Here is a 23,410-nt window from a genome sequence, read left to right as displayed (position 1 = left end):
TTCGCGATTTTAGATGTTTTCGCAATAAACAAGAAAATAATTTAGTAATAAGAATATGGCAAAAGTAGCTTTGATAACAGGTGTGACCGGACAAGATGGTTCATACCTCAGTGAATTCTTACTTGAAAAGGGTTACGAAGTACATGGAACGATTCGTCGTTCCTCAGTTGATTTCCGTGAGCGCATCGCTCATCTAGAAGGTACCCCTCATTTCCACCTACACTATGCCGATCTGGGCGACTCAATGAGCGTACTCGGTGTTATTGGCAAAGTGCGCCCCGACGAGATATACAACCTGGCTGCACAGAGCCACGTTCAGGTCAGCTTCGACTCACCAGAGTTTACAGCCGACGTTGATGCCGTAGGTGTGCTCCGTATCCTTGAGGCAGTGCGCCAGTTGGGTATGACAGATACTTGCCGTATTTATCAGGCATCTACCTCAGAGTTGTATGGTAAAGTTGAGGAAGTTCCTCAGAACGAAAACACTCCTTTCCATCCGTATTCGCCATACGCTGTTGCTAAACAGTATGGCTTCTGGATTGTGAAGGAATATCGTGAGGCCTACAATATGTATGCTTGCTCAGGTATTCTTTTCAATCATGAGTCAGAGCGCCGAGGTGAGACCTTCGTAACTCGTAAGATAACACTTGCCGCCGCCCGTATCAGTCAGGGCCTTCAGGACTGCCTTTACCTTGGCAATATGGATTCCCTTCGTGACTGGGGTTATGCTAAAGATTACGTAGAGTGCATGTGGCTCATTCTTCAGCAGGAACAGCCCGAAGACTTTGTGATTGCCACTGGTGTTCAGCACTCTGTCCGAGAATTTACTGATTTGGCATTTAAACATGCCGGCATTGAACTCGAATTCAAAGGCGAAGGTCTTAACGAAGTAGGCGTAGTCAAGAGCATTAATGAAAAATTGTCAACTGTCCGCTCGGCTTCGCCGCTTGGCTCGTCCAAGAATTGTCAATTGTCAATTGGTGACATCGTTGTTCGCGTTTCCCCCGACTTCTATCGTCCCACGGATGTTGTCAACCTCTGGGGTGACCCCACCAAGGCCAAGGCCAAGTTAAGTTGGAACCCCTCAAAGACCTCTTTTGAGGAATTGGTTAAGATTATGGTCGAATCCGATATCGCCAAGGTAGCTGCCGAAGGCGCTGCCGCCAAAGTCCGCACCAACCTCGCCGAGTATCTTGAAAAAGGAATTGTGAAGTAACATCTTCCATCTTCAGCACGATATTGTCAAGGTAGCTGCTGAAGATGCCGCTGCAAAAGTACGCACCAACCTCGCTGGGTATCACTCAATAACGATATTAATATATGGAGAAAACGCTTATAGATAAAGCTCATGAAGCAATCCTTAGCAGCAAAGACGGTTTTACCGCTTTCAGCTTTGGAGGATATCATATCCGTTTCAAGGCTCCATATAGCCTTGAGCGATATATTAGTGTCGTTACTTGGGATGACGGTTATTTGGTAGTCTTAGCAAAATATAGCCATAATACTGAGCCCGAGGAAGAATATATAGACCTTAAGCCTATTCTCAAAGGGCTATATATCGATTCTGCATCTTTTTTGAAACCAATAAAAAATGTACGTGTAGCTTATGCCTGATGTTAAGAATAAAATAGCATATATCATTGCTGTGGTGAATGAATTCTCCACTCGGTTTTCATTAAGCCCACAACAAGCATACCGTTATTTGGATCGCTTCAAGGGGATAGACTTTGTCGATGAATTTTATGGCGTGGAGCATACCCAATCTTTTGAGGATGTGGTAGATGATTTGGCTATATATTGCCATAAGAATGGAGGCGCATTGATATGATTACCTTATATCATGGTTCTAACATAGAAATCGAGGAAATAGACTTTAGTAAGTCGAAACCAGGCAAGGATTTCGGAGTAGGATTCTATCTGTCGCCAGACGAGGAACAGGCGATTAAGATGGCCGAGAAGAAAGCTCGATTGTTGGGAGGCAATCCTATCGTAACTCGCTATGAATTCGATGAGGTTGCTGCAGAAGCTGATGGTGTGGCTTACCTTCAATATGAGAAATACTCATTGGAGTGGGGACTGTTCGTTCATAAGAATCGTAATAACAAGACTTGCACATCACTGCATTCCTATGACATTGTTTATGGTCCTATAGCAGATGATGACATTGGTTTCCAAATGCGTCGTATTGATGCAAAACTTATTGATTGGGAGCAATTCGTGAAGGAAATAGAACATAAAGGTGGAGAGACGTATCAGTATTTCTTTGGTACGGAGCGCTCGCTAAAATATTTAAGAAAATTATGAGCCAGGCTGAAGTGACTTTTATGATAGAGGAACTGGTGAAAGAGTTGGCTCTCCGTTTGATGGAAGAACGTGGACTGACAATGAAACAGGCCCTCGATACCATATACAACTCTGAGACATATACCAAGCTGTCAGACGAGCGCGTTGGATTGTACTCGCAGAGCACACCTTATGTATATAGTATCTTAGAAACAGAGATACTGACAGGCAAAATTGGGTGAATAATAATCTAGATACTCTCAACTCTTGGACACTAGTGATATTGTAATATATTATTTCCCAAGTATGAGTTACATGATTTCCTAAGGCCAAGGTCTCTGGTGCCCAGAGCGTCACCTGCTGGGGCGACGGCTCCCCGCTCAGAGAGTTCCTCTATGTCGATGACCTCGCCAACCTCTGTGTCTTCCTGATGAACAACTACTCGGGTAACGAAACGGTCAACGTCTGCACCGGTAAGGAACTCACCATTAAGGCCCTCACCGAACTGGTGGCCAAGGTGGTAGGCTTTGAAGGCGAGATCCTGTGGGACACCACCCGTCCCAACGGCACTCCCCGCAAGCTCCTGGATGTGAGCAAAGCCACTAAGTTGGGCTGGACCTACAAGACCGAACTCGAAGACGGCATCCGAATGGCGTATGACGACTTCTTGAATAATCCTATGCGTGCTGAGCGATAAGAATTGTGGTGACACAGCCCGTTCTCCTGTCGCCCCCGTTTAGATATTTTCATCATGTATATATATTTTTTTTGATGGCTATTATTATAAACATTTCTCAACCAAAAGAGTTTCTGGAGGTTTTTAAAAAAGAAATCGACGAAGGAGTCATAGCAAGTTGGAGTTATGATGAAGATGGTGATTTCACGTTAACAAATGCAGAACTTGTAAATAAAGCATGGTTACACCCATATATAAAGGAGAATGGGAGTCTTATTTTGGGAATTTTGGGACGAAAAAATGCATTGTTAACAATAGCAGAATATTCGTCTTATCACTCTGCTATGGTAGAGACGATAATTCTCTATTTTAATAAGATAATTGAAAAAATTTCAATTGTTCAACCAATGGTAAGTGACTATGATACTCATTCTATAGATTTGCTAAAAAATGAATACTGATAATTTAAATTCCCGAGCAGAAAAGAAAGCGCAGGAAGCTCTTTCTTTACCTTTTTTTCAAGGCTTTAATCTTTTATATGCCAAAAACACCTTAGCTGATATGTTGAATCATATCGGTAGAAATGGACTTTTCAGTGAATACACAAAACATGATATCTCTCATGTTGATGGTATGCTTAAGTTGTTGAATTTTATTATTGTTCAAGAGGCTAATGATATTATGACCCCGTCCGATTGGATGATGATAGTTTTAGGAGTCTATTTCCATGATTTAGGAATGATAATTACTGATGATGAATACGAACATCGAATGAATGATGATGATTTCGTAAAGTATTTGAATGGACTAGAGATTTCCCAGCTAATGTGAACTTCCGCATAACGGCCTGACAGTCATAGCAATACGAAAATACCGTTTCCAGAGTTATCAGACATTCATCAGACATCCGGGAAATTAAGCCTTTCCTGCTCATTTCTATACAAAGGTAGTACTTTTTACCCGAATGGGCAATAGCTTTAAGAAAGTTTTATACGAGAGTGTAAACAAGTGTTAAGAAAGAGACGGTTTTTGAAGGGGACTTTGAGAATGGTGGTTCACTGTTCGGAGCGAAAATCGGAAGAATCGGGGCGGAAGGTGTCAAGATAAAATTTGAGGCGAGGCGAAAGAGGTAGGAATTTGGCCGAAAACGAAAATAAACATTTGAAAACACTGTTTAACCAAAATGGCAACATATTGACAGGAGCACGGCTCTTGACAAAAGACTCAAACCAAATATCTGATTGCACAGGTGGTCGCAATAGTGATGCAGTTCGATACTGCCAGTCAGAACCAAATATATCAAGTCAAGTCGATGAGAAGACTGTTTTCGAATAAACCAGGAGCGACGTTCAACGAGAATCTGCCCACCACAACCATCAATGTCCGCAAGGATTGTATTGAGTTGATCAGCAAGGTTGATAGTGGTGTGTACGCTATCACAAACCTGAAATCTGCTGGCAATGGCCAGATGCAGATTATTGCTAATTGGGGACGCTTCTTCGACCTGATCCAGAATCCTGAGGTGCAAATACCTCGCTGTAAAATCTCATGTCCTACGTTATATAGACTATTGACAAATTCCATTGAGAATATCATACTTGCCAAGAAAAATGGCGATAGCGATTACTCAGTCTGTCGGTTGGTACCAATGACTGGGGTCATACCTCTGCTTTCCATAACTAAGGAGGTTCTTGACATCAACAAGGATTTTGTTAATATGATGATAGATATTTGCAACGAATTGTCTCACAATCCTCCCTTCCCAGCATGGAAAGACGGATTGAATGAGTTGTGGAACTGATGAAATATACGAACGTATACAAATTATGCCACTCATAACACCCCCAATCAAGAATATCAAGGAAGTGACGGAGCCGTTGAAGGAGGAGATCCTGAAGGGTAATGTTCATACGATAGAGGAGATGAGGGCATGGCTGAAGTCTTTTGGATATAGTGATGCTATCAATGATGCAGCAATCAATTTTATCCTGCGCGAGTTCGTGATGAGCAAAGTCTCTTGTGATGAAATGAGCAATATGGATATGATAGTAGAACTTCTTCGTCCGCAACTGGAAGTCACGAAGGAGGATATAGAACCAGTCATTATCATGGGATTGTACCATCATCGTAATCTTATAGGTTCACCAAGTGCATTTATAAAAGCAAATAACGATATACTGCCGTGAGGCAGTGGGCGGGCACTGATTAGTATGTTCCTACAAGTACTGTTCATCCTGCCCCATTTTCATGATAGAATACTAATGACAGGAGCTGTGCTCTTAGCACAAATATGAATTAGAACGATAAATTTGTTGATAAGAAAATAATATTAAATGGTATGAATATAGCAGTAGCAGGAACCGGTTATGTCGGTATGAGTATCGCCACTTTGTTGGCACAACACAACCATGTTACAGCAGTAGATGTAATCCCTGAGAAGGTGGAGAAGATTAACAAGAAGATTTCTCCTATTCAGGATGATTACATCGAGAAATATTTGGCTGAAAAGGAATTGGAACTGTCAGCAACATTGGACGGAGCAGCAGCCTATAAAGATGCTGACTATGTCGTGATTGCTGCCCCTACGAACTACGACCCACAGAAAAACTTCTTCGATACACATCATATCGAGGATGTCATCGACTTGGTACTGAGCGTGAATCCTGATGCAGTAATGGTGATTAAATCTACCATCCCTGTAGGTTATTGCCGTTCACTGTATGTTAAGTACGCCTTGAAGTTCTTGACAGACCCAGAACTCAAAGGCAAGAAGTTCAACCTGCTCTTCTCGCCAGAGTTCCTGCGCGAGTCAAAGGCTCTCTATGATAATCTCTACCCCTCGCGCATCATTGTAGGCTATCCAAAGATACTGCCTGCTGACCGCAACAAGAAGTGGGATGAGGAGAATGCTGCTATTACTGCTATTGGCAACCCTGAGGCAGAAAGCAAGGCCAAGACTTTTGCTGCTCTGTTGCAAGAGGGAGCAATAAAGGAAGATATTGACACCCTCTTTATGGGAATGACAGAGGCTGAAGCCGTGAAGTTGTTTGCGAATACATATTTGGCACTCCGTGTCAGCTACTTCAACGAGCTCGACACCTATGCCGAGGTCAAAGGCCTCGATTCTCAGGCCATCATTTCTGGTGTCGGTCTTGACCCACGTATTGGTACTCATTACAATAATCCAAGCTTCGGCTATGGCGGATACTGTCTGCCTAAGGACACCAAGCAGTTGTTGGCCAACTATGCGGACGTACCTCAGAACATGATGACAGCCATTGTTGAGAGTAATCGCACCCGTAAGGACTTTATTGCTGATGAAGTGTTACGTAAAGCAGGTTATTACGGTGACAACAGCCAGTGGGATGCTCATCGAGAGCAGAAGTGTGTCATCGGTGTCTACCGCCTTACGATGAAGAGCAACTCTGATAATTTCCGCCAGAGCGCCATCCAAGGCATTATGAAGCGCATCAAGGCCAAAGGTGCCGAGGTCATCATCTATGAGCCCACTATCCCTGATGGCGAGTCTTTCTTCGGCTCACAGGTCATCAACGATCTCGATAAGTTCAAGGCCCAAAGCAAGGCCATCATTGCCAACCGCTATGATGCTTGCTTGAATGATGTGATTGATAAGGTTTATACTCGCGATATTTTTAAGCGCGACTAATTACAAAGTATTCAATATAGAATGTCGCGAGACACTATATAAAAAATCGTTATGTATGGGGCAGGCTCTCATCAGGGTCTCTCATAAATAATTAAGGTTCAATAATCCTGATGATCTTGCCCCTTTCCTAATATTTAAAATACAAATATCAATATAATGAAGATAAATAAAGCGCTTATGAAATATTGTGTATTTATCGTGCCAATATTTTGCATTTGTTCATGTGCTCATTATAAGGATGTGCCGTATTTCCAGAATTCTGCGGAGTTTGATGGGAGTAAGGGCGCAATGCAGTATGACCTGAAAATTAAACCTAAAGATATATTAACTATATACGTATTTTCTGGAAATGATGTGAAGGCTGTAGCCCCCTTCAATATGTTAGATTCTAGAGTGGCTGATTTTTCTCAAGGAATCCCTAGGGTGAGCTCAAGCAGAATAGGTCAAATCCATCATTACTTGGTAGATAATAATGGTAATATAGATTTTCCAATACTAGGGAAGGTTAATGTTGGTTATATGACAATAGACTCTATTAATAGTCATATAAGGAGTCTTATTATGCCATATTTGCAGCCTGATGCTGATTGTGTTGTGAATACATATATTGATAACTATGAAATCACAGTGATGGGGGAGGTTAACAACCCTAATACATTCACTATTTCACGCCCAGAGATTAATGTACTTGAAGCATTGGCAATGGCAGGAGATATGACGATTTATGGTAAACGAAATAATGTGAAGATATTGCGAGAATTAGCAGATGGAACGTATGAAGTACATGAACTTGATATGCGTGATGCTAATATTCTTAATTCGCCATATTACTATCTTCAGCAAAGAGATGTGGTTTATGTTGAACCTAATGAAGCTATGGCACAAAATTCTAAGATAGGCCAAACGCGTCAATTGTGGCTTCGTGGTGCAAGTATAACTATTTCGTTAGGCTCTTTATTATATAGAGTATTGCAATAATTTTTAATACTTACGATATGAAAGGAATCGTTCTTGCCGGGGGCTCCGGCACAAGACTTTACCCAATCACAAAGGGTGTGAGCAAACAATTGCTTCCGATTTATGATAAACCGATGGTTTATTATCCTATCAGTGCACTGATGCTGGCAGGCATCAGAGATATTCTGATTATCTCTACTCCTTACGATTTGCCTGGCTTCAAGCGCCTCTTGGGTGATGGTTCTGATTATGGGGTACATTTTGAATATGCAGAGCAACCCAGCCCTGATGGTCTTGCACAGGCTTTTATTATCGGTGAGAAGTTCATTGGAGATGATAGTGCCTGCCTTGTGTTGGGCGATAACATCTTCTATGGTGCAGGCTTCACCAAGTTGTTGCGTAATGCTGTAAACGATGCAGACCAAAACGGTAAGGCAACGGTCTTTGGTTACTGGGTGTCAGATCCAGAACGTTATGGCGTTGCTGAATTTGATAAAGAGGGTAACTGCTTGAGCATTGAAGAAAAACCCAAGGAACCCAAATCCAACTATGCTGTGGTTGGACTCTACTTCTATCCAAATAAGGTCGTAGATGTTGCCAAACATATTAAACCATCTGCAAGAGGTGAACTGGAGATAACTACTGTGAATCAGGAATTTTTGAAAGATGGTGAACTGAAAGTCCAAGTCTTTGGAAGAGGATTTGCATGGCTTGATACGGGTACGCATGACTCTTTAGCAGAGGCTTCAACCTTTGTTGAGGTCATTGAAAAGCGTCAAGGTTTGAAGGTGGCTTGCCTGGAAGGTATCGCCTATCGTAATGGCTGGATTTCTGAAGAAAAGATGCGTGAGTTGGCAAAACCCATGCTCAAGAACCAGTATGGACAATACTTGCTGAAGGTGATTGATGAAATGAAAGAAGATGTCAACAGCGGTACGCTGGAACATGTATAATAAAACAGAATAAATAACATGGAGATTATAAAAACTGCTATAGATGGCGTTTTAATTATTGAACCAAAAGTATTTGGAGATAAAAGAGGTTACTTCTTTGAAAGTTTTTCTCAGCGAGAATTTGACGAGAAGGTAGCTCCTATACTAGGTCATACAATTAACTTTGTTCAGGATAATGAGAGCATGTCAAGCTATGGCGTGATGCGTGGACTACATTTCCAGCGCCCACCATACACCCAAAGTAAATTGGTTCGTTGCGTGAAAGGTGCTGTGTTGGATGTAGCAGTTGATATCCGCAAGGGTAGTCCTACTTATGGCCAGCATGTAGCCGTAGAACTGACCGAAGATAACCACCGCCAGTTCTTTGTACCTCGAGGCTTTGCTCACGGCTTCGCTGTATTAAGCGAAACGGCAGTGTTCCAGTATAAGTGCGATGAGTTCTACCATCCAGAAGCAGATGGTGGTATCAGTATCATTGATGATTCCCTTGGAATTGATTGGAAGATACCAACAGACCTGGCAAATTTAAGTGATAAGGACACTAAACACGCATTATTAAAAGACTTTGATAGCCCATTTGATATTAACGTAAGTCTCTATTAATATATGACAATACTTGTAACAGGTGCCAATGGACAGCTTGGCAATGAGATGCGAATTATCTCAAAAGCTTCTTCAGATAAGTATATTTTCACGGACGTAAACCAAGTAGAGGGCTTGGAAACAACATATTTGGATATAACCGATATAGAAGCTATTCGCAAGATAGTTGCAGAATATGACGTCGATGCAATTGTCAATTGTGCTGCGTGGACAAATGTGGATGGAGCTGAAGATCCAGAGAAGTACGCTCTGGTAGAGAAATTGAACGCTACAGCACCCGAGAACCTTGCAAAGGCAATGACGGAGGTTGATGGCTGGCTTGTTCAGATATCTACGGATTATGTCTTTGGTAAAGAGCCTTATAATACTCCCTGCAAAGAAGATCAACAAGGTACGCCTACTGGCGTATATGGTGCAACTAAGCTTTTAGGTGAACAAAAAATCATTGCTACAGGTTGTAAATATATGATTCTGCGTACAGCATGGCTTTATAGTGAATTCGGCAAGAATTTTGTGAAGACTATGCTGAATCTTACTTCAACAAAATCTCAGCTTAAAGTGGTCTTTGACCAAACGGGGACTCCTACCTATGCTTGGGACCTTGCAACGGCCATCGTTGCCGCATTAAGGAATCCCGTGGAGGGTGTTTATCACTATAGTAACGAGGGGGTATGCTCCTGGTATGATTTTACTAAGATGATTGCTGAGTATGCCGGTAACAAAGGTTGTGACATTCAGCCATGCCATAGTGATGAATTCCCCAGCCCTGTAAAGCGTCCTGCTTATTCTGTGTTGGATAAGACAAAAGTTAAAGAAACATTTGGAATTGATGTGCCTTATTGGACGGACTCTTTAAAAAAATGTATAAATAATCTAAGCAAAAAGTAAGATAATGAAACGCAATATCGTCATTACTGGTGGCGCAGGCTTTATTGGAAGTCATGTAGTGCGCCTGTTTGTGAACAAGTATCCCGAGTATCACATCATTAACCTGGACAAGCTGACCTATGCAGGAAACCTGGCTAACCTGAAGGACATCGAGAACAAACCAAACTATGAGTTTGTAAAGATGGACATCTGCGATTTCGACGCTTTCTACAAGCTGATGCAGGACAAGAAGGTGGATGGTATCATCCATCTGGCTGCTGAGAGCCACGTAGACCGTTCGATCAAGGATCCATTCACATTCGCAAAGACCAACGTGATGGGAACCTTGAGCCTGTTGCAGGCTGCAAAGCTGTATTGGGAGAGTCTTCCCGAGAAATACGAGGGCAAGCGATTCTATCATATCAGTACCGATGAGGTGTATGGCGCACTCGAACTGACACACCCAGAGGGTATCGAGCCTCCATTCACAACTACCGCTTCAAGCTCAGAGCATCATCTGGCTTATGGCGATAAGTTCTTCCTGGAGACAACAAAGTATAATCCTCACTCACCATATTCTGCTTCAAAGGCATCGAGCGACCACTTTGTTCGCGCATTTCACGATACATATGGCATGCCAGTAGTAGTAACAAACTGCTCAAACAACTATGGTCCTTATCAGTTCCCCGAGAAGCTGATCCCATTGTTCATCAACAATATCCGCCATCGCAAGCCTCTGCCTGTATATGGTAAGGGTGAGAACGTACGCGACTGGCTGTATGTAGAGGATCACGCTCGTGCCATCGACGTGATTTTCCATGAGGGTAAGATTGCTGATACTTATAATATCGGTGGATTCAACGAGTGGAAGAACATCGACATCATCAAGGTGGTTATCAAGACTGTTGACCGTCTGTTGGGTCGTAAGGAAGGCGAGGATATGGACCTGATAACATTCGTGACAGACCGTGCTGGACATGACCTTCGCTATGCTATTGACAGCTCAAAGTTGCAGCGTGAATTGGGCTGGGAGCCATCTCTCCAGTTTGAGGAGGGTATCGAGAAGACCGTGCGCTGGTATCTGGACAATCAGGAGTGGCTGGACAATGTGACCAGTGGCGACTATCAGAAATATTACGATAACATGTACAAGAATAGATAGAGGATTGTTGTATTATATAATTGACAGAAATAGAAAATAATCTTGATATAGACTCTATGATAGATATTGTTAATAAAGATAATTGTTGCGGATGTAATGCCTGTGGAGATATCTGCCCACATAAAGCTATATCTTTTAAAATCGATCAAGAAGGGTTTTGGTATCCTGAAGTAGATAAGTCCTTATGTGTTGAGTGTGGACTTTGTGAGAAAGTATGCCCCATTATTAATATTGACTCATTGAAAAAGAACGATTATGACTATCCGAGTCATGTATTCGCAGCTTATAATAGTGATATGAAAATCAGATGGGATAGTACATCTGGGGGGGCTTTTTCTGCACTAGCTGATACAATGTATGAAAAAGGGGGATATGTTAGTGGCGCATTATTTAATGATGATTTTTCAGTTCGCAATTATATAAGTAACAATCCTGACGATCTTGAAAAATTAAGAAGTTCAAAATACGTTCAAAGTAATGCAGCAGGTCTTTATGCTGAAATTAAGAAAATTTTGCGTAATGGAAATAGAGTCTTAGCATGTGGAACTCCTTGTCAAATGGCTGGGCTTAGAGCATTTTTAGGGAAAGAGTATGAGAACCTAATCATTGTTGATTTTATCTGTCGAGGTGTTAATTCACCTAAAGTATATAGGGCATATCTTGACTCCCTTGAACGAAAGTATAATAGTAAAGTAGTATATGTAAAAGCTAAAAATAAAGAATTGGGATGGCGTAATCTAACGCGCAAGGTGACATTTGCTAATGGTGAGTCTTACTATGGCGTTTATATGGATGATGATTTCCGAAGAGGTTATCACACCAATGTTTTTTGTCGACCTTCGTGTTATTCATGTAAATTCAAGCAATTTCCCCGTATAGCCGATATTACAATAGCCGATTATTGGGGAATTGAGAAAGTAGATAAAAACATGGATAATAATGTGGGTACCTCAATGATACTTCTCAACTCAAAAAAAGGTGAGAGTTATTTTAATGAGGCATCTTCCAAAATGATAGTTAGGGAAACTCTTTTAGACTCGATTTTTTGGGGGAACCCTGCATTGATAAAACCAATACCCAAAGAAACCATAGATCGTAAATCCTTTTTTGAGGATTTGGATAATGAACCATTTGAAAATATTGCCGATAAATATTTCCCCCAACCGTCGCCAACGGCGCCAAGTTATAATGGATTAAAAGGAATTGCTGCCAGAATTCTACGCACAATACGCCCATATTGGAGATTTGCAAAGGAAATAAGATCACTCTATGGATGGAATATCAGTCTTTATAAGAAGTTCTTCTTTATAAATTTTAGAAAAAATACTCAATCAGATTGGCGCAAGCGTCATCTGATATATCCAACCAAGAGTTCATCTTTTGATATTGACCCTACAGCTTCAATCACTATATGTAATAAATTAACTTATGGATATGAAATGATAAAGGGAATGCATATTCCTTCTGGGCTGAGGATGGAGGCAAACACAAAATTAGTGATAAAAGATGGTCCTTTGACTAGATATCAATCTCATTGGTACAACCTTCGCTATGGTGCATATATTGAAATAGTTAACGGTGGAACGTTGACTATCGGGGATGGTGCAGCGAATGTTGGTTTAACTATTATGTGTGCAGGAAAGATGACTATAGGTAATGGTGTGCGAATAGGTAGAAATGTCTCTATCAGAGACTGGAACGGCATTCATGTAATTCTTGATTCTGGATACAAAAATCAAGCGGATGTTACGATAGAAAATCATGTTTGGCTCTGTACGGGATGTACTATTTTGAATGGCGTTACTATAGGAGAGGGAAGTGTTGTTGCAGCAAATGCAACAGTTACAAAAGATGTACCTCCGCATAGCCTTGTAGCAGGGACACCAGCAAAAGTAGTAAAAGAGAACATAGAGTGGTACTAATACATTTTTAAATATGATAATACCTAAAATTGAATTAGTGGGGGGGGTAAAAATACCTTGCCTTGGATATGGACCTGGTGGCTTTCGTTTTCCGTCTACCAATAATAGATTTCCATGTATAAATGGCCTTTGTGATTATTTTGGTAGAAAGACTTATACTAAGCATTATATTGATGGTGTTAGTCATGCAATATCTTTAGGTTATACTCTTATTGACAGCTCTGATACATATAATAATTTTCCTCAAATAAAAAAGGCATGGGAAAAAGCTGGTGTTAGTAGAGAGGATCTTTTTATAACGTCTAGAGTTGATAATCGAGCACAGGTAAAAGGAAATATTCGTGATAACTTCTTTAGTACGTTAAAGAAACTCGATACAGATTATCTTGATTTGTATCAATTCCATTGGCCTGTAAAAGATTATTATGTAAATACTTGGAAGGAGCTGATAAAATTAAAGGAAGAAGGCTATATCCGAGTGATTGGAGTTGCGAATTGTCATCAGCACCATATAGAATGTTTATTTGATGCAACTGGAGTAATGCCGGAGATTGATCAATTTGAAGTACACCCACTATTTTCGCAAAAATCTTTGGTGTCTTTTTGTAAGGCAAATGATATACAGGTACAAGCTTATACACCTATTGCCAGATTTGATGATCGATTAATAAGACTTCCAAAACTAAATGAGATTGCTGCGAACCATAAAAAGAATAAGGTTCAAGTGATATTAAGATGGCATATCCAGAATGGATTGATTCCGATAATAAAATCCTTTAATAAAAATAATCAGCGAGAAAACTTGAATATTTTTGATTTCGAGTTAAGTATGGATGAAATGAAGCAAATTGACGGTTTTAATATAAATAGTCGTTTGAGATATGATCCTGACAACTGTGATTTTTCAATCCTGTAAATATTGAGATTTAATGAATTTGAGTGAATCAGATTTAAAAATTAAGAAACGTCCCAATTTTTTAGATTATTCAAAAGTCATAGGGATTTTACTTGTTGTTTTTGGACACTATGTATATTATATGGGAATTCCCTTTGAAAATAATGTATTGTGGAATAGTGAGCATATTATTACTCTATTTCATATGCCTTTATTCTATGTGGTTTCAGGAATTCTATATAAATACTCGAACTTCAAGGAAACATTAAATAAAGTCAGTCGTCAGCTTGTCCTTCCCTATATTTTTATCTGCCTAATATGTTTGGTTATAGGCGTTTTCTTGAGTTTTTGTTACGGCCATGAAGAAAGAATTACGTTCTCTTTTTTTAGAAGTTATCTACTCGGTATAATGAGTGGCGGGGATTTTCGTAATACATCGATTGCTTTTTCTGGTGCAATGTGGTTTTGCTATTCGTTGGCAATAATAAAGATTCTAATGTCTTATTTATATATGCACCATAAATTCGCCAAGTTTTGCTTGTTTTTATCGTTTTTATTTTTATTAATGGACAATTTATTACCGTTTAGGTTTGATTCGACGATGGTTGGATTTCTATTTTTTTATATTGGTTTTTATTTTAAGAATTTTTTCTTGAGAATTGAAGAGTATAAACATAGTAATAAAATTATCCTTTGCATTCTGGGGGGGGTAAGTTTCCTTGTCCTTCTTTTTTGCACTAATATAAATATAGACTTTAATAGCTCTCGCGGTTTGTCAATTAATACAATGTATTTTGGCCACTATCCATTATTATTTATTATGAGCGGGATATCAGGAACAATATTTGTAATGATATTATCTTCCTTGTTCGTTAATTATAAGAGTAAAGTAATTCTGGGAATATCAAATGGAACTATAATAGTTCTGGGATTTCATAAAATATTTTATATAATCTTGAAAGAATATATAGAAACAAATAGTGTATGGGTAGCTTTATTTATTTCCTCTTTTATTTTATCATGCTGTTATGTGGTAGCGAAAATATGTGATAGGTATTTTCCTTTGTTAACAGGTTATAGAAGATAATGGATAATTTAAAATATAAAACGAAAATAGGAATGTATTGGACATTCCTAAATCAAGCTGCAGTTCATATTATGAATTTCGCAGTAGGTGTGGTGATGGCTCGATTACTTTCACCAACAGACTATGGTATCACAGCATTGCCCGCGGTATTTATGTCCATTGCTGGCGTTTTTATTGATAGTGGTTTTGCTCAGGCGTTAGTGAGAAAGCAGGAGGTAACGGAGAAAGATTTGTCAACGTCGTTTTATTACAGCTTAGGAGTTGGTGCGGTCATGTATCTAATAATGTTTTTAGCTGCTCCTTGGATTGCCGTTTTTTATGATACTCCGGTATTGACATCGCTTATTCGCATAACAGCTCTTGCTTTTTTGTGGGGCCCTTTACGAACACCTCAAGTAATTATACTTCAGAGAAAACTTGATTTCAAAACCCCAGCGCGAATAGCAATAGTGAATCATATATTTGGTGCAATTGTAGGTATTTCTTCTGCATATTCTGGTTTGGGCCTTTGGTCTCTTATTATAGCAAATCTTACGTCTAGTCTCATGGGGCTTGTACAGACGTGGTTTGCTGTAAAGTGGATTCCAAGAGAGAAGTTTTGTAAGAATTCCTTTAGTTATCTCTGGAATTATGGTAATAAACTTATGGGGGCAAACGTTTTGGAGATTTTATATATTAATGTTGCGCCTATTTTTATAGGTAAATTCTATACGCCAGAAACTTTGGGCGTATTTAATAGGGCTGAAGGTTATGCAAAATTGCCTTCTGCGCAGATAACAGGAATTATACAGGGAGTAACTTTCCCTGTACTAAGTAGATTACAGTCAGATCCGCAGCATCTTGCACAAACTTATCGTAGAATGATGAAGATGACTTGTTTTATATCTTTTCCTGTTTTTTTTCTTCTTTGTGCTTTGGCACGCCCTTTAATTATTTCGCTTATAACTGAGAAGTGGGAAGCGTGCATATATTTGTTGCAAATTATTTGTTTTGCAATTATGTGGTGGCCTTTACAGTCATTAAATAGAAGCGCACTGCAGGTACAAGGGCGTACTGACCTTTATTTGAAAATGGAAGTTGCTAAGAGAACAACAAACTTTATGTTGATGTGTTTCGCTCTGAATTTCGGTATAGTAGCCTTCTGTTATTATCAGATATTAGGTACGTTTGTTGGAATGCTTTTTAATACATATTATACAAATAAATTGTTGGGCGTTGGTTTTTGGCGTCAGACCAAAGATGTCGCAGCCTCATACATTTTGTCTGCTGTCATGTTTTTTGTTGTCTTAGCACTTATAAGAATGATTGATAATATGATTTTGCAGCTTGTCATCGGTGGAATAGTTGGTTTCTCATTTTACATTATTGTAGCATATATATTAAAATTCAAGGAGATTGAAGATGTAAAATATATGCTAAGTAGAAAGAAATAAAATATATAATGAAAATAGGTATAATCACATATTGGCAGTCAAATGATAATTATGGGCAATTGTTACAATGCTGGGCATTACAACGGTGCCTTATAAACATGGGACATACCCCTTTTCTTATACGTTTTAGGAGAGCGGAATTTCCTATAGTCAAAAAGAGAAGGTCATATAAAAAAAAGTTGTCTGGTTTTATAAAACGCCTTGTTAAAATCTTGTTGGTTGTTCCTGAAATATCAGAAAGGAGAAGACGTAAAGCGAATGACATTCAACGGGATAGTGACAGAAGGATTATTGAATTCAAAAATCCAATGAGATGTTTTGAGAGATTTAGATCCGAAAAAATTGTTTCATCGTCTTGTGAATATTATACACTTGATGATCTAAGAAAGAATCCTCCTGATGCTGATGCATACATAACAGGTAGTGATCAAGTTTGGAATTATGACTTGACAGAAGATGAATTGGCAGCATTCTTTTTACAATTTGGGGATAAAAAAGTTAAGAGAATTTCTTATGCTCCAAGTATAGGGCATAATTTTTATCCTGATAGATTGATGGGTAAACTACGTTGGTTCTTATCTCTATTTGATGCGATTTCCGTAAGAGAACCTTCAGGCATTGAAATATGTAAAAATGTAGGTTTTGATGCAAATTTAGTTCTTGACCCGACATTGTTGCTAAGTAAATCAAGCTACGAAGAGTTGATTAATGATATTACAGAAAAAGAATATGATAAATCATTCTTTTTTATTTATAGTTTGAATTATAGTTCGACTAGTAATTTGCCTTGGTGTGGTTTAAAAAGTTTTGCGAAAGAGAAGAATATTGATATAGTTGTGACCCCAGGTAGTGGTTATTTTCCATGTAGAGAAATATTTAATGATGTTAATTACGAATATGCAACTATCGGCAGATGGCTTTCTTTAATTATTCAAGCCAAACTGGTTATAACTGCTTCTTTTCATGGTATAGTGTTTTGTATACTCCATCATAAGCGTTTTATATACACCCCATTGAAGGGGGCTTATGGGGCTAGTAATGAACGACCTCTTAATCTTATTAAACTTGTTGGATTAGAGAATTTAATATGGAAGGGAGAACAAAATGTTGAAGAATATATTCTTATGGAAATAGATTGGGATGATGTAGATGAAAGGCTCTGTAAGTTGAGAAATAAATCTCTTCAGTTTATTATTAATTCTTTGAAATCATGAATATATTGTTTGATTTTATTACACTGTCCCTTAAAACAGGTGCAGGTGAATATCATAGGAGAGTTTTTTTTGAGATGATTAGTCATATAACACAAAAGAATCTTCACGAGAGAAATGTGTATGTGTTATATGACTCCCAAAAAGGTATTGCATATTCAGATATGCAAGAGGAATGCTTGACAAAATTGTATAATGTTTCATTTTTGGATGTTTCAGATAATAGAATATCCGAGATAGTTAGTAGTTTTAAAATTGATAAGTTCTTCATTGCTTGTGCCCAGTATTTGCAGTCTTATGAAACCTTGATGGATATCAAATGTGAAGTTATATGTGTGGTTCATGACTTGCTATACCAAGAACTAACTTCAAATCACATTTATGGTTATATGCATTTATTACAATCTAATTTCGATTCTGCAAAGAAATCTAAAAATAGTATCGTTGAAAAATTGAAATTTAAACGATATGCATATAAATTTGGTTTGTGGTTTTATAAAAATATAAATTATCCGATACACAAGAAAGAGGTTGGAGATTTTGTAAATATTATTTCGCTTGTCAAAAATAATCCTAAAAGTACGATTATTACAGTGTCGGAAAGTACAAAGTATTCGCTTATGTACAACTATGATATTCCATCTGAAAAAGTAGAAGTATTATACAGCCCAGAGAGGCTTTATTCCAAAGAGAAGAAAGAAATTGAAAATTCTGTATTAAAAAAACTGATTCAAAGTAATCAGAAGTATTTCCTTTTTGTAAGTGCAAATCGCGATACAAAAAATCCACAGAAAACAATAGATGCTTTTAGAAGATATAGTCATTATTGTCCAAATATATATCTCCTTGCATTAAATCATAAGGGGGATAATAATTCAAATGTAATAGGAGTTGACTATTTGAATGATTCAGATTTGTTGCATGCTTATAAGCATTGCTATGCTTTAATATATCCATCTTTTTTTGAAGGTTTTGGTTACCCTCCTATCGAAGCTATGCATTATTCAAAGCCGGTAATTGCGTCTAACACCACTTCAATACCAGAAGTACTTGGTGATGCTCCAATTTATTTCTCTCCATTTTATATTAGCAATATATTTAAAGGATTGATGGAATTGAATGATAAAAATTATGATAGTTTTTGTTTAAAATCTAGATTACAATATTTAAAGGTGCAAGAAAGACAGGATAAAGATCTTAACAAGTTGATAGATATGATTTTGTTATAAATCCTAATTTAAAAAGAAATGGACAAATTTAGAGTAATTGCAATAAATCTTCCTCAATATCACCCCTTTAAAGAAAATGATGAATGGTGGGGTAAAGGGTTTACAGAATGGACGAATGTGACAAAGGCAAGACCTCGTTTTAAGGGTCATTATGAGCCGCATCTTCCTGCTGATACGGGATTTTATGACCTACGGCTTCCTGAAGCAAGACAAATGCAAGCTGATTTGGCCAAAGATGCGGGGATATATGGTTTCTGTTACTATCATTATTGGTTTAATGGTCATCAGTTGATGGAACGACCTGTTAATGAAATCTTATCGTCTGGAGAACCTGATTTCCCTTTTATGCTTTGCTGGGCTAATGAGAATTGGGCAAGAAATTGGGATGGTGGATTTAAAAATGTTCTTATTGAGCAGAAGTATAGCAAGGAAGATGATATTAATCATATGCGATGGTTGTGTGAAAAGGTATTTCCAGACAAAAGGTATATTAAAGTTGATGGTAAGCCAGTTTTTGTTGTTTATCGACCCGCTCTTTTCCCTGATATACAGGATACGATTCTTACTTGGAGAACAGTTGCAAAAGACTATGGCTATGATCTATATTTGGCGTTTATGCTTAATTGGCCAGAACCAAATCGCGAAAAGTTTATTGAGGCTGGTTTTGATTCTGCAATTGATTTTCAACCACGACTTCACACTGGCTTCCCTAAAGCCCGTTTGAATCCCATTAATTGGTTCTTCTATCGTATCAGAACAAAAATACTGAATATTTTGGGTCGAAAAAGTCCAATAGAAACAAACTTAATAAGATATAAGGAATACATTGATATTGAGATATCAAGAGAACCTAAACCGTATAAGGAGTTTCCTGGTATAACTCCATCATGGGATAATTCTCCAAGAAGAATTAATAAGCCATTTTGGGCAATAATCGAAAATACCCCTGAATTATATGGTCAATGGCTAAAGCATATATTAAAGTCCTTTGTACCATATAGCAGGGAAGAAAACCTTATTTTTATCAATGCCTGGAATGAATGGGCTGAAGGTAACCATCTGGAACCTGATCAGAAATGGGGCAGAGCCTATTTGAATGAAACCAGAAAAGTTATATCGGAGTTTCAAACAATTGAATAATATGAATACAACTCATCGAATAATAGCAATAAATTTACCACAGTTTCATCCTTTTAAAGAAAATGATGAATGGTGGGGTAAAGGGTTTACAGAATGGACGAATGTGACAAAGGCAAAACCAAGATATCCCGGTCATTATCAGCCACATCTTCCTTCTGATACAGGTTTTTACGACCTAAGACTGCCAGAAGCTCGGAAGTTGCAAGCTGATTTGGCGAGAGAATATGGCATATATGGTTTTTGTTATTATCACTATTGGTTTAATGGTCATCAGTTGATGGAACGGCCTGTTAATGAAATCTTATCGTCTGGAGAACCTGATTTCCCTTTTATGCTTTGCTGGGCTAATGAGAATTGGGCAAGAAATTGGGATGGCGGTTTTAAAGATGTCCTGATAAAACAAAATTACTGTGATGAAGATGATATTGAACACATGCGCTGGTTGTGTAAAAATGTTTTTCCTGATAAAAGATATATTCGGATTGATGGAAAACCCGTCTTTGCAATATATAAAATTGAACAATTTCCAGATTTTAGCCATACAGTACATACATGGAGAAAAATTGCAAAAGAAGAATATGGAATGGAACTATATCTTATCAATGCAGAATGTCGATCCTCCCCAATAGGGCTAGATGCCTTATCAACAGGATTAGATGCTTCTTTTGATTTCCAGCCTGTAAATATGTCGAAATTTATAAAACAGGTCAATATTTTTAGACAATTGAAAAGCTTCTTTATTCACGTCCCATTGGTAAAAAAATGGGTTATGAAATGGCCGTTTTTCTTTGATTATGCAGAGTATGTAAAAAAAATGACAGAGATAGATTATCCTGATTACAAATGGTACCCTTGCGTATCTCCTGGATTTGATAATGCACCGCGTAGAGTGAATAAGTCATTTATGGCTTTTAGAGGCTCCACGCCAGATTTGTATAAAAAATGGCTGTTACATGTGCTAAATAAATTTTTACCCTATTCAAAAGAAGAGAATTTAGTGTTTATTAATGCATGGAATGAATGGGCTGAAGGTAATCATCTTGAGCCAGATCAAAAATGGGGTCGCGGTTACTTGGAAGCAACAAAGCAAGCTATTAAGGAGGCCAATAAATGATATATATATTTACACCTCAAACCCCTCTTACAGAATATCTATTTACTGATATAGATGGATTAACGCCTATATTTTATCCCCAAAGAATAAATTATAGTGTAGTTGATAGGGGCGGTATATTCTTTTATAATCATTTCTGCAATAAAATCTATACAAACCCCTTACCTGGGGATGTTACTAGGAAACTTCGTAGTATAAAGACAACAGACAAACTTATTGTTATAGAAGAATATTCGTACTTGCTGAATTTGGTCAGCCGCCTGTGTAAGCATGTGAATAATAAATCCTTGTATTTGTGGAATCCTATCGCAAAAACAAATATTAGTGTTGGAAGGTATAATTATCAGAAGCTTGATCCTTGTGAAAGATATTTGGAGTTTTGCAAATCTTTAGGTTTTCGTATTTCAACATTTGATATACAAGACTCCATTGATTATAAAATAGGTTATTATCCCCAATTTTATCGACTTAAAAATTCTGTTGTTGGAAACGATCTAACATCTGATTTCTTTTTTTGTGGTACTGAAAAAGGGCGTAAAGCAAAAATTGATATGTTCCAAAGAGTATTATCTAAATTTGGGTTATGTGATTTTATAATTGTCGGTAAAGGTTTTAATGATCCCTTGCCATATAATCAGTATTTGGAACATATTTATAGTACGAAAGTGCTTTGTGATATAACACAGGATAATCAAAGCGGTTTAACTCAAAGGGCTATTGAAGCGATGTTTCTGGAAAAGAAGCTCATTACCAATAATGAGAATATAAAACAATATGATTTTTATAACGAACGAAATATTTTAATTATGAATGAAGATACTTCTGAGCAGTCTGTGTTTGCATTCTTGAATTTAGATATGAAAAATGTTTCATCTAATATTTTGAGTAAGTATCATGTTGAGACTTGGGCAAATAGTATATAGTCGTTTCTATCTATGAGCAAAATGTATCCTTTCGATAATCGAAAATAAGAGAGATATTAATGATAATTTAATTATTATATTTGCGTAATAAATGAATATGACATTATCTTATCCATTTCTAACCATATCTAAAAAAGAATACTTTTTAATGTTCTTGTTTCTATGTATGGGAGGAAATAAAATTCTAATAGGAACAACGGATTATTATGCGATAATTCTTGTTGTTGTATTTTATATTTTCTTTCGTAAGAAGAAAATGGCTTTTTCTTCCGATTGCTATAAATGGTTGTTCTTCTTTTTTTTGTTATTTGTTTTTCAGTTCTTTTTCCTTGAGACAAAATCAATCCCTGCAGATATAAATTTTTTAGCAAAGTTCATTTGCGCATATTTGGGCGTTTCTGTTTTCGGTGAAAAGTTTAGATATACTTTTTTTAAAACAATGACATGGATAGCATTGATATCTTTATTAATGTCCTTGTTTGTATTATTAACTCATGGAAATATTCCAGGTATAGATTTTGAGCGAAGCAGATCTTTAATTGTATTTAATTATTATCCTGATATGTCAAGTTTGGGGACTTACCGAAACTGTGGGATGTTTTGGGAGCCAGGTGCGTTTCAAGGATACATTATGCTTGTCCCTTTGTTGTATATTGGACAAATTAAGCAGTTCTGGGCGACATATAGGCATGAGTGTTTAATATTAATGGGGGCATTGTTAAGTACTATAAGCACTACTGGTTATTTAACTTTTGCGGCTTTTTTGTTCTTGATAGTCCTAAAAAAAATAAATAATCTTGTGGTGAGAACAATAATAATTGTATTGATGTTTACTGGTGGAATATTTGCATATAACACATTTGATTTCTTAGGTGAAAAAATAGAAATGCAATATGTAGAGGCGCAAGAATTAGGCCAAGGAGAGGTTTCGTGGTCTCGTTTTGGTGCAACCATCATTGATATCGATAATATTAAAAAAAATCCATTAACTGGTAATGGTTTCCTTATGAAGGAGAGATATGGTATTTTGGCTGAATACATGGGGGGAACTGGTAATGGTTTAACTGGAGCAATTAATATCTTTGGTGTTCCCATCATTTTTATATATTTACTTTCACTATTTAAGAGAGCGCCGACTCATTCAGATTATGAAAAAGTTGTTTTTACTATAGTTGTCATTTTAATGCTCATTGGAGAATTCTTTCTGAATTATCCTCCTTTCTGGAGCTTGCTTTTTGTGAAATATCCGAAATTATGTATAAATCGTGCTAATAAATTATTTTGAATT

The 23,410-nt window shown here is 37.7% G+C and carries 25 protein-coding genes and 1 pseudogene; all 26 read left to right on the top strand.

Translation table 11 applies throughout. The features are described 5' to 3' along the window. Positions 1–55: 55 nt before the first annotated feature. On the top strand, positions 56–1,216 hold the full coding sequence (gmd, locus tag L6475_RS10385; RefSeq protein WP_237819710.1) for a GDP-mannose 4,6-dehydratase: 1,161 nt from the start codon (positions 56–58) through the stop codon (positions 1,214–1,216). A gap of 104 nt (positions 1,217–1,320) precedes the next feature. Continuing rightward, entirely contained in the window at positions 1,321–1,614 is a 294-nt protein-coding gene (locus L6475_RS10380) for a hypothetical protein (RefSeq protein ID WP_237819708.1), read from the top strand. After that, positions 1,607–1,828 (top strand): DUF3791 domain-containing protein, encoded by a 222-nt coding sequence (locus L6475_RS10375; protein ID WP_237819706.1) that lies wholly within the window; start codon positions 1,607–1,609, stop codon positions 1,826–1,828. The genes L6475_RS10380 and L6475_RS10375 overlap by 8 nt, the downstream gene beginning before the upstream one ends. Further along, positions 1,825–2,304 carry a DUF3990 domain-containing protein gene (locus L6475_RS10370; RefSeq protein WP_370641598.1) on the top strand — a complete coding sequence of 160 codons (480 nt, stop codon included), beginning with the start codon at positions 1,825–1,827 and terminating at the stop codon, positions 2,302–2,304. The genes L6475_RS10375 and L6475_RS10370 overlap by 4 nt, the downstream gene beginning before the upstream one ends. Then, positions 2,301–2,525 carry a hypothetical protein gene (locus L6475_RS10365; protein ID WP_237819704.1) on the top strand — a complete coding sequence of 75 codons (225 nt, stop codon included), beginning with the start codon at positions 2,301–2,303 and terminating at the stop codon, positions 2,523–2,525. Before L6475_RS10370 ends, L6475_RS10365 begins: the two co-directional genes overlap by 4 nt. 77 nt (positions 2,526–2,602) lie before the next feature. After that, positions 2,603–2,980, top strand: a pseudogene (locus tag L6475_RS10360) (NAD-dependent epimerase/dehydratase family protein); the annotation flags it as partial. A gap of 74 nt (positions 2,981–3,054) precedes the next feature. Beyond that, the gene (locus tag L6475_RS10355) at positions 3,055–3,420 is read left to right on the top strand and encodes a hypothetical protein (protein ID WP_237819702.1); all 366 of its coding nucleotides are present in this window, start codon (positions 3,055–3,057) and stop codon (positions 3,418–3,420) included. Continuing rightward, positions 3,410–3,790, top strand: coding sequence for a hypothetical protein (locus L6475_RS10350; protein WP_237819701.1), 381 nt, complete (start codon positions 3,410–3,412; stop codon positions 3,788–3,790). Before L6475_RS10355 ends, L6475_RS10350 begins: the two co-directional genes overlap by 11 nt. 481 nt (positions 3,791–4,271) lie before the next feature. After that, on the top strand, positions 4,272–4,760 hold the full coding sequence (locus L6475_RS10345; protein WP_237819699.1) for a hypothetical protein: 489 nt from the start codon (positions 4,272–4,274) through the stop codon (positions 4,758–4,760). A gap of 25 nt (positions 4,761–4,785) precedes the next feature. Beyond that, positions 4,786–5,145: a hypothetical protein gene (locus L6475_RS10340; protein WP_237819697.1), complete on the top strand. Its 360-nt coding sequence runs from the start codon at positions 4,786–4,788 to the stop codon at positions 5,143–5,145. A 152-nt stretch (positions 5,146–5,297) separates the two neighbouring features. Next, the gene (locus tag L6475_RS10335) at positions 5,298–6,626 is read left to right on the top strand and encodes a UDP binding domain-containing protein (RefSeq protein WP_237819695.1); all 1,329 of its coding nucleotides are present in this window, start codon (positions 5,298–5,300) and stop codon (positions 6,624–6,626) included. A 156-nt stretch (positions 6,627–6,782) separates the two neighbouring features. After that, positions 6,783–7,604, top strand: coding sequence for a polysaccharide biosynthesis/export family protein (locus tag L6475_RS10330; RefSeq protein WP_237819693.1), 822 nt, complete (start codon positions 6,783–6,785; stop codon positions 7,602–7,604). A 17-nt stretch (positions 7,605–7,621) separates the two neighbouring features. Beyond that, positions 7,622–8,536, top strand: coding sequence for a glucose-1-phosphate thymidylyltransferase RfbA (rfbA, locus tag L6475_RS10325; RefSeq protein WP_237819691.1), 915 nt, complete (start codon positions 7,622–7,624; stop codon positions 8,534–8,536). Between the two features lie 18 nt (positions 8,537–8,554). After that, entirely contained in the window at positions 8,555–9,139 is a 585-nt protein-coding gene (gene rfbC, locus L6475_RS10320; protein ID WP_237819690.1) for a dTDP-4-dehydrorhamnose 3,5-epimerase, read from the top strand. Positions 9,140–9,142: 3 nt separating this feature from the next. Next, the gene (gene rfbD / locus L6475_RS10315) at positions 9,143–10,027 is read left to right on the top strand and encodes a dTDP-4-dehydrorhamnose reductase (protein WP_237819688.1); all 885 of its coding nucleotides are present in this window, start codon (positions 9,143–9,145) and stop codon (positions 10,025–10,027) included. Between the two features lie 4 nt (positions 10,028–10,031). Continuing rightward, positions 10,032–11,168, top strand: coding sequence for a dTDP-glucose 4,6-dehydratase (locus tag L6475_RS10310; RefSeq protein WP_237819686.1), 1,137 nt, complete (start codon positions 10,032–10,034; stop codon positions 11,166–11,168). 56 nt (positions 11,169–11,224) lie between these two features. Beyond that, the gene (locus L6475_RS10305) at positions 11,225–13,090 is read left to right on the top strand and encodes a Coenzyme F420 hydrogenase/dehydrogenase, beta subunit C-terminal domain (RefSeq protein ID WP_237819684.1); all 1,866 of its coding nucleotides are present in this window, start codon (positions 11,225–11,227) and stop codon (positions 13,088–13,090) included. Positions 13,091–13,103: 13 nt separating this feature from the next. Then, on the top strand, positions 13,104–14,006 hold the full coding sequence (locus L6475_RS10300; protein WP_237819682.1) for an aldo/keto reductase: 903 nt from the start codon (positions 13,104–13,106) through the stop codon (positions 14,004–14,006). Between the two features lie 19 nt (positions 14,007–14,025). After that, on the top strand, positions 14,026–15,072 hold the full coding sequence (locus tag L6475_RS10295) for an acyltransferase family protein (protein ID WP_237819680.1): 1,047 nt from the start codon (positions 14,026–14,028) through the stop codon (positions 15,070–15,072). Then, on the top strand, positions 15,072–16,505 hold the full coding sequence (locus tag L6475_RS10290) for a lipopolysaccharide biosynthesis protein (RefSeq protein ID WP_237819678.1): 1,434 nt from the start codon (positions 15,072–15,074) through the stop codon (positions 16,503–16,505). The genes L6475_RS10295 and L6475_RS10290 overlap by 1 nt, the downstream gene beginning before the upstream one ends. 8 nt (positions 16,506–16,513) lie before the next feature. Beyond that, positions 16,514–17,719, top strand: coding sequence for a polysaccharide pyruvyl transferase family protein (locus L6475_RS10285; protein WP_237819676.1), 1,206 nt, complete (start codon positions 16,514–16,516; stop codon positions 17,717–17,719). Further along, a complete protein-coding gene (locus L6475_RS10280; RefSeq protein WP_237819674.1) occupies positions 17,716–18,945 on the top strand; it encodes a glycosyltransferase in 1,230 nt (409 codons plus the stop codon). The genes L6475_RS10285 and L6475_RS10280 overlap by 4 nt, the downstream gene beginning before the upstream one ends. An 18-nt stretch (positions 18,946–18,963) precedes the next feature. Beyond that, on the top strand, positions 18,964–20,085 hold the full coding sequence (locus L6475_RS10275) for a glycoside hydrolase family 99-like domain-containing protein (protein WP_237819672.1): 1,122 nt from the start codon (positions 18,964–18,966) through the stop codon (positions 20,083–20,085). A 1-nt stretch (position 20,086) separates the two neighbouring features. Next, a complete protein-coding gene (locus L6475_RS10270; RefSeq protein ID WP_237819670.1) occupies positions 20,087–21,199 on the top strand; it encodes a glycoside hydrolase family 99-like domain-containing protein in 1,113 nt (370 codons plus the stop codon). Next, the gene (locus L6475_RS10265) at positions 21,196–22,122 is read left to right on the top strand and encodes a hypothetical protein (RefSeq protein WP_237819668.1); all 927 of its coding nucleotides are present in this window, start codon (positions 21,196–21,198) and stop codon (positions 22,120–22,122) included. The genes L6475_RS10270 and L6475_RS10265 overlap by 4 nt, the downstream gene beginning before the upstream one ends. 97 nt (positions 22,123–22,219) lie before the next feature. After that, a complete protein-coding gene (locus L6475_RS10260; RefSeq protein WP_237819666.1) occupies positions 22,220–23,407 on the top strand; it encodes a hypothetical protein in 1,188 nt (395 codons plus the stop codon). Positions 23,408–23,410: the final 3 nt, after the last annotated feature.

This window comes from Prevotella sp. E9-3, assembly GCF_022024015.1.
GTDB lineage: Bacteria > Bacteroidota > Bacteroidia > Bacteroidales > Bacteroidaceae > Prevotella.
Note: the sequence above shows the minus strand (reverse complement) of the source record. Positions and strands in the feature narration are given on the sequence as shown.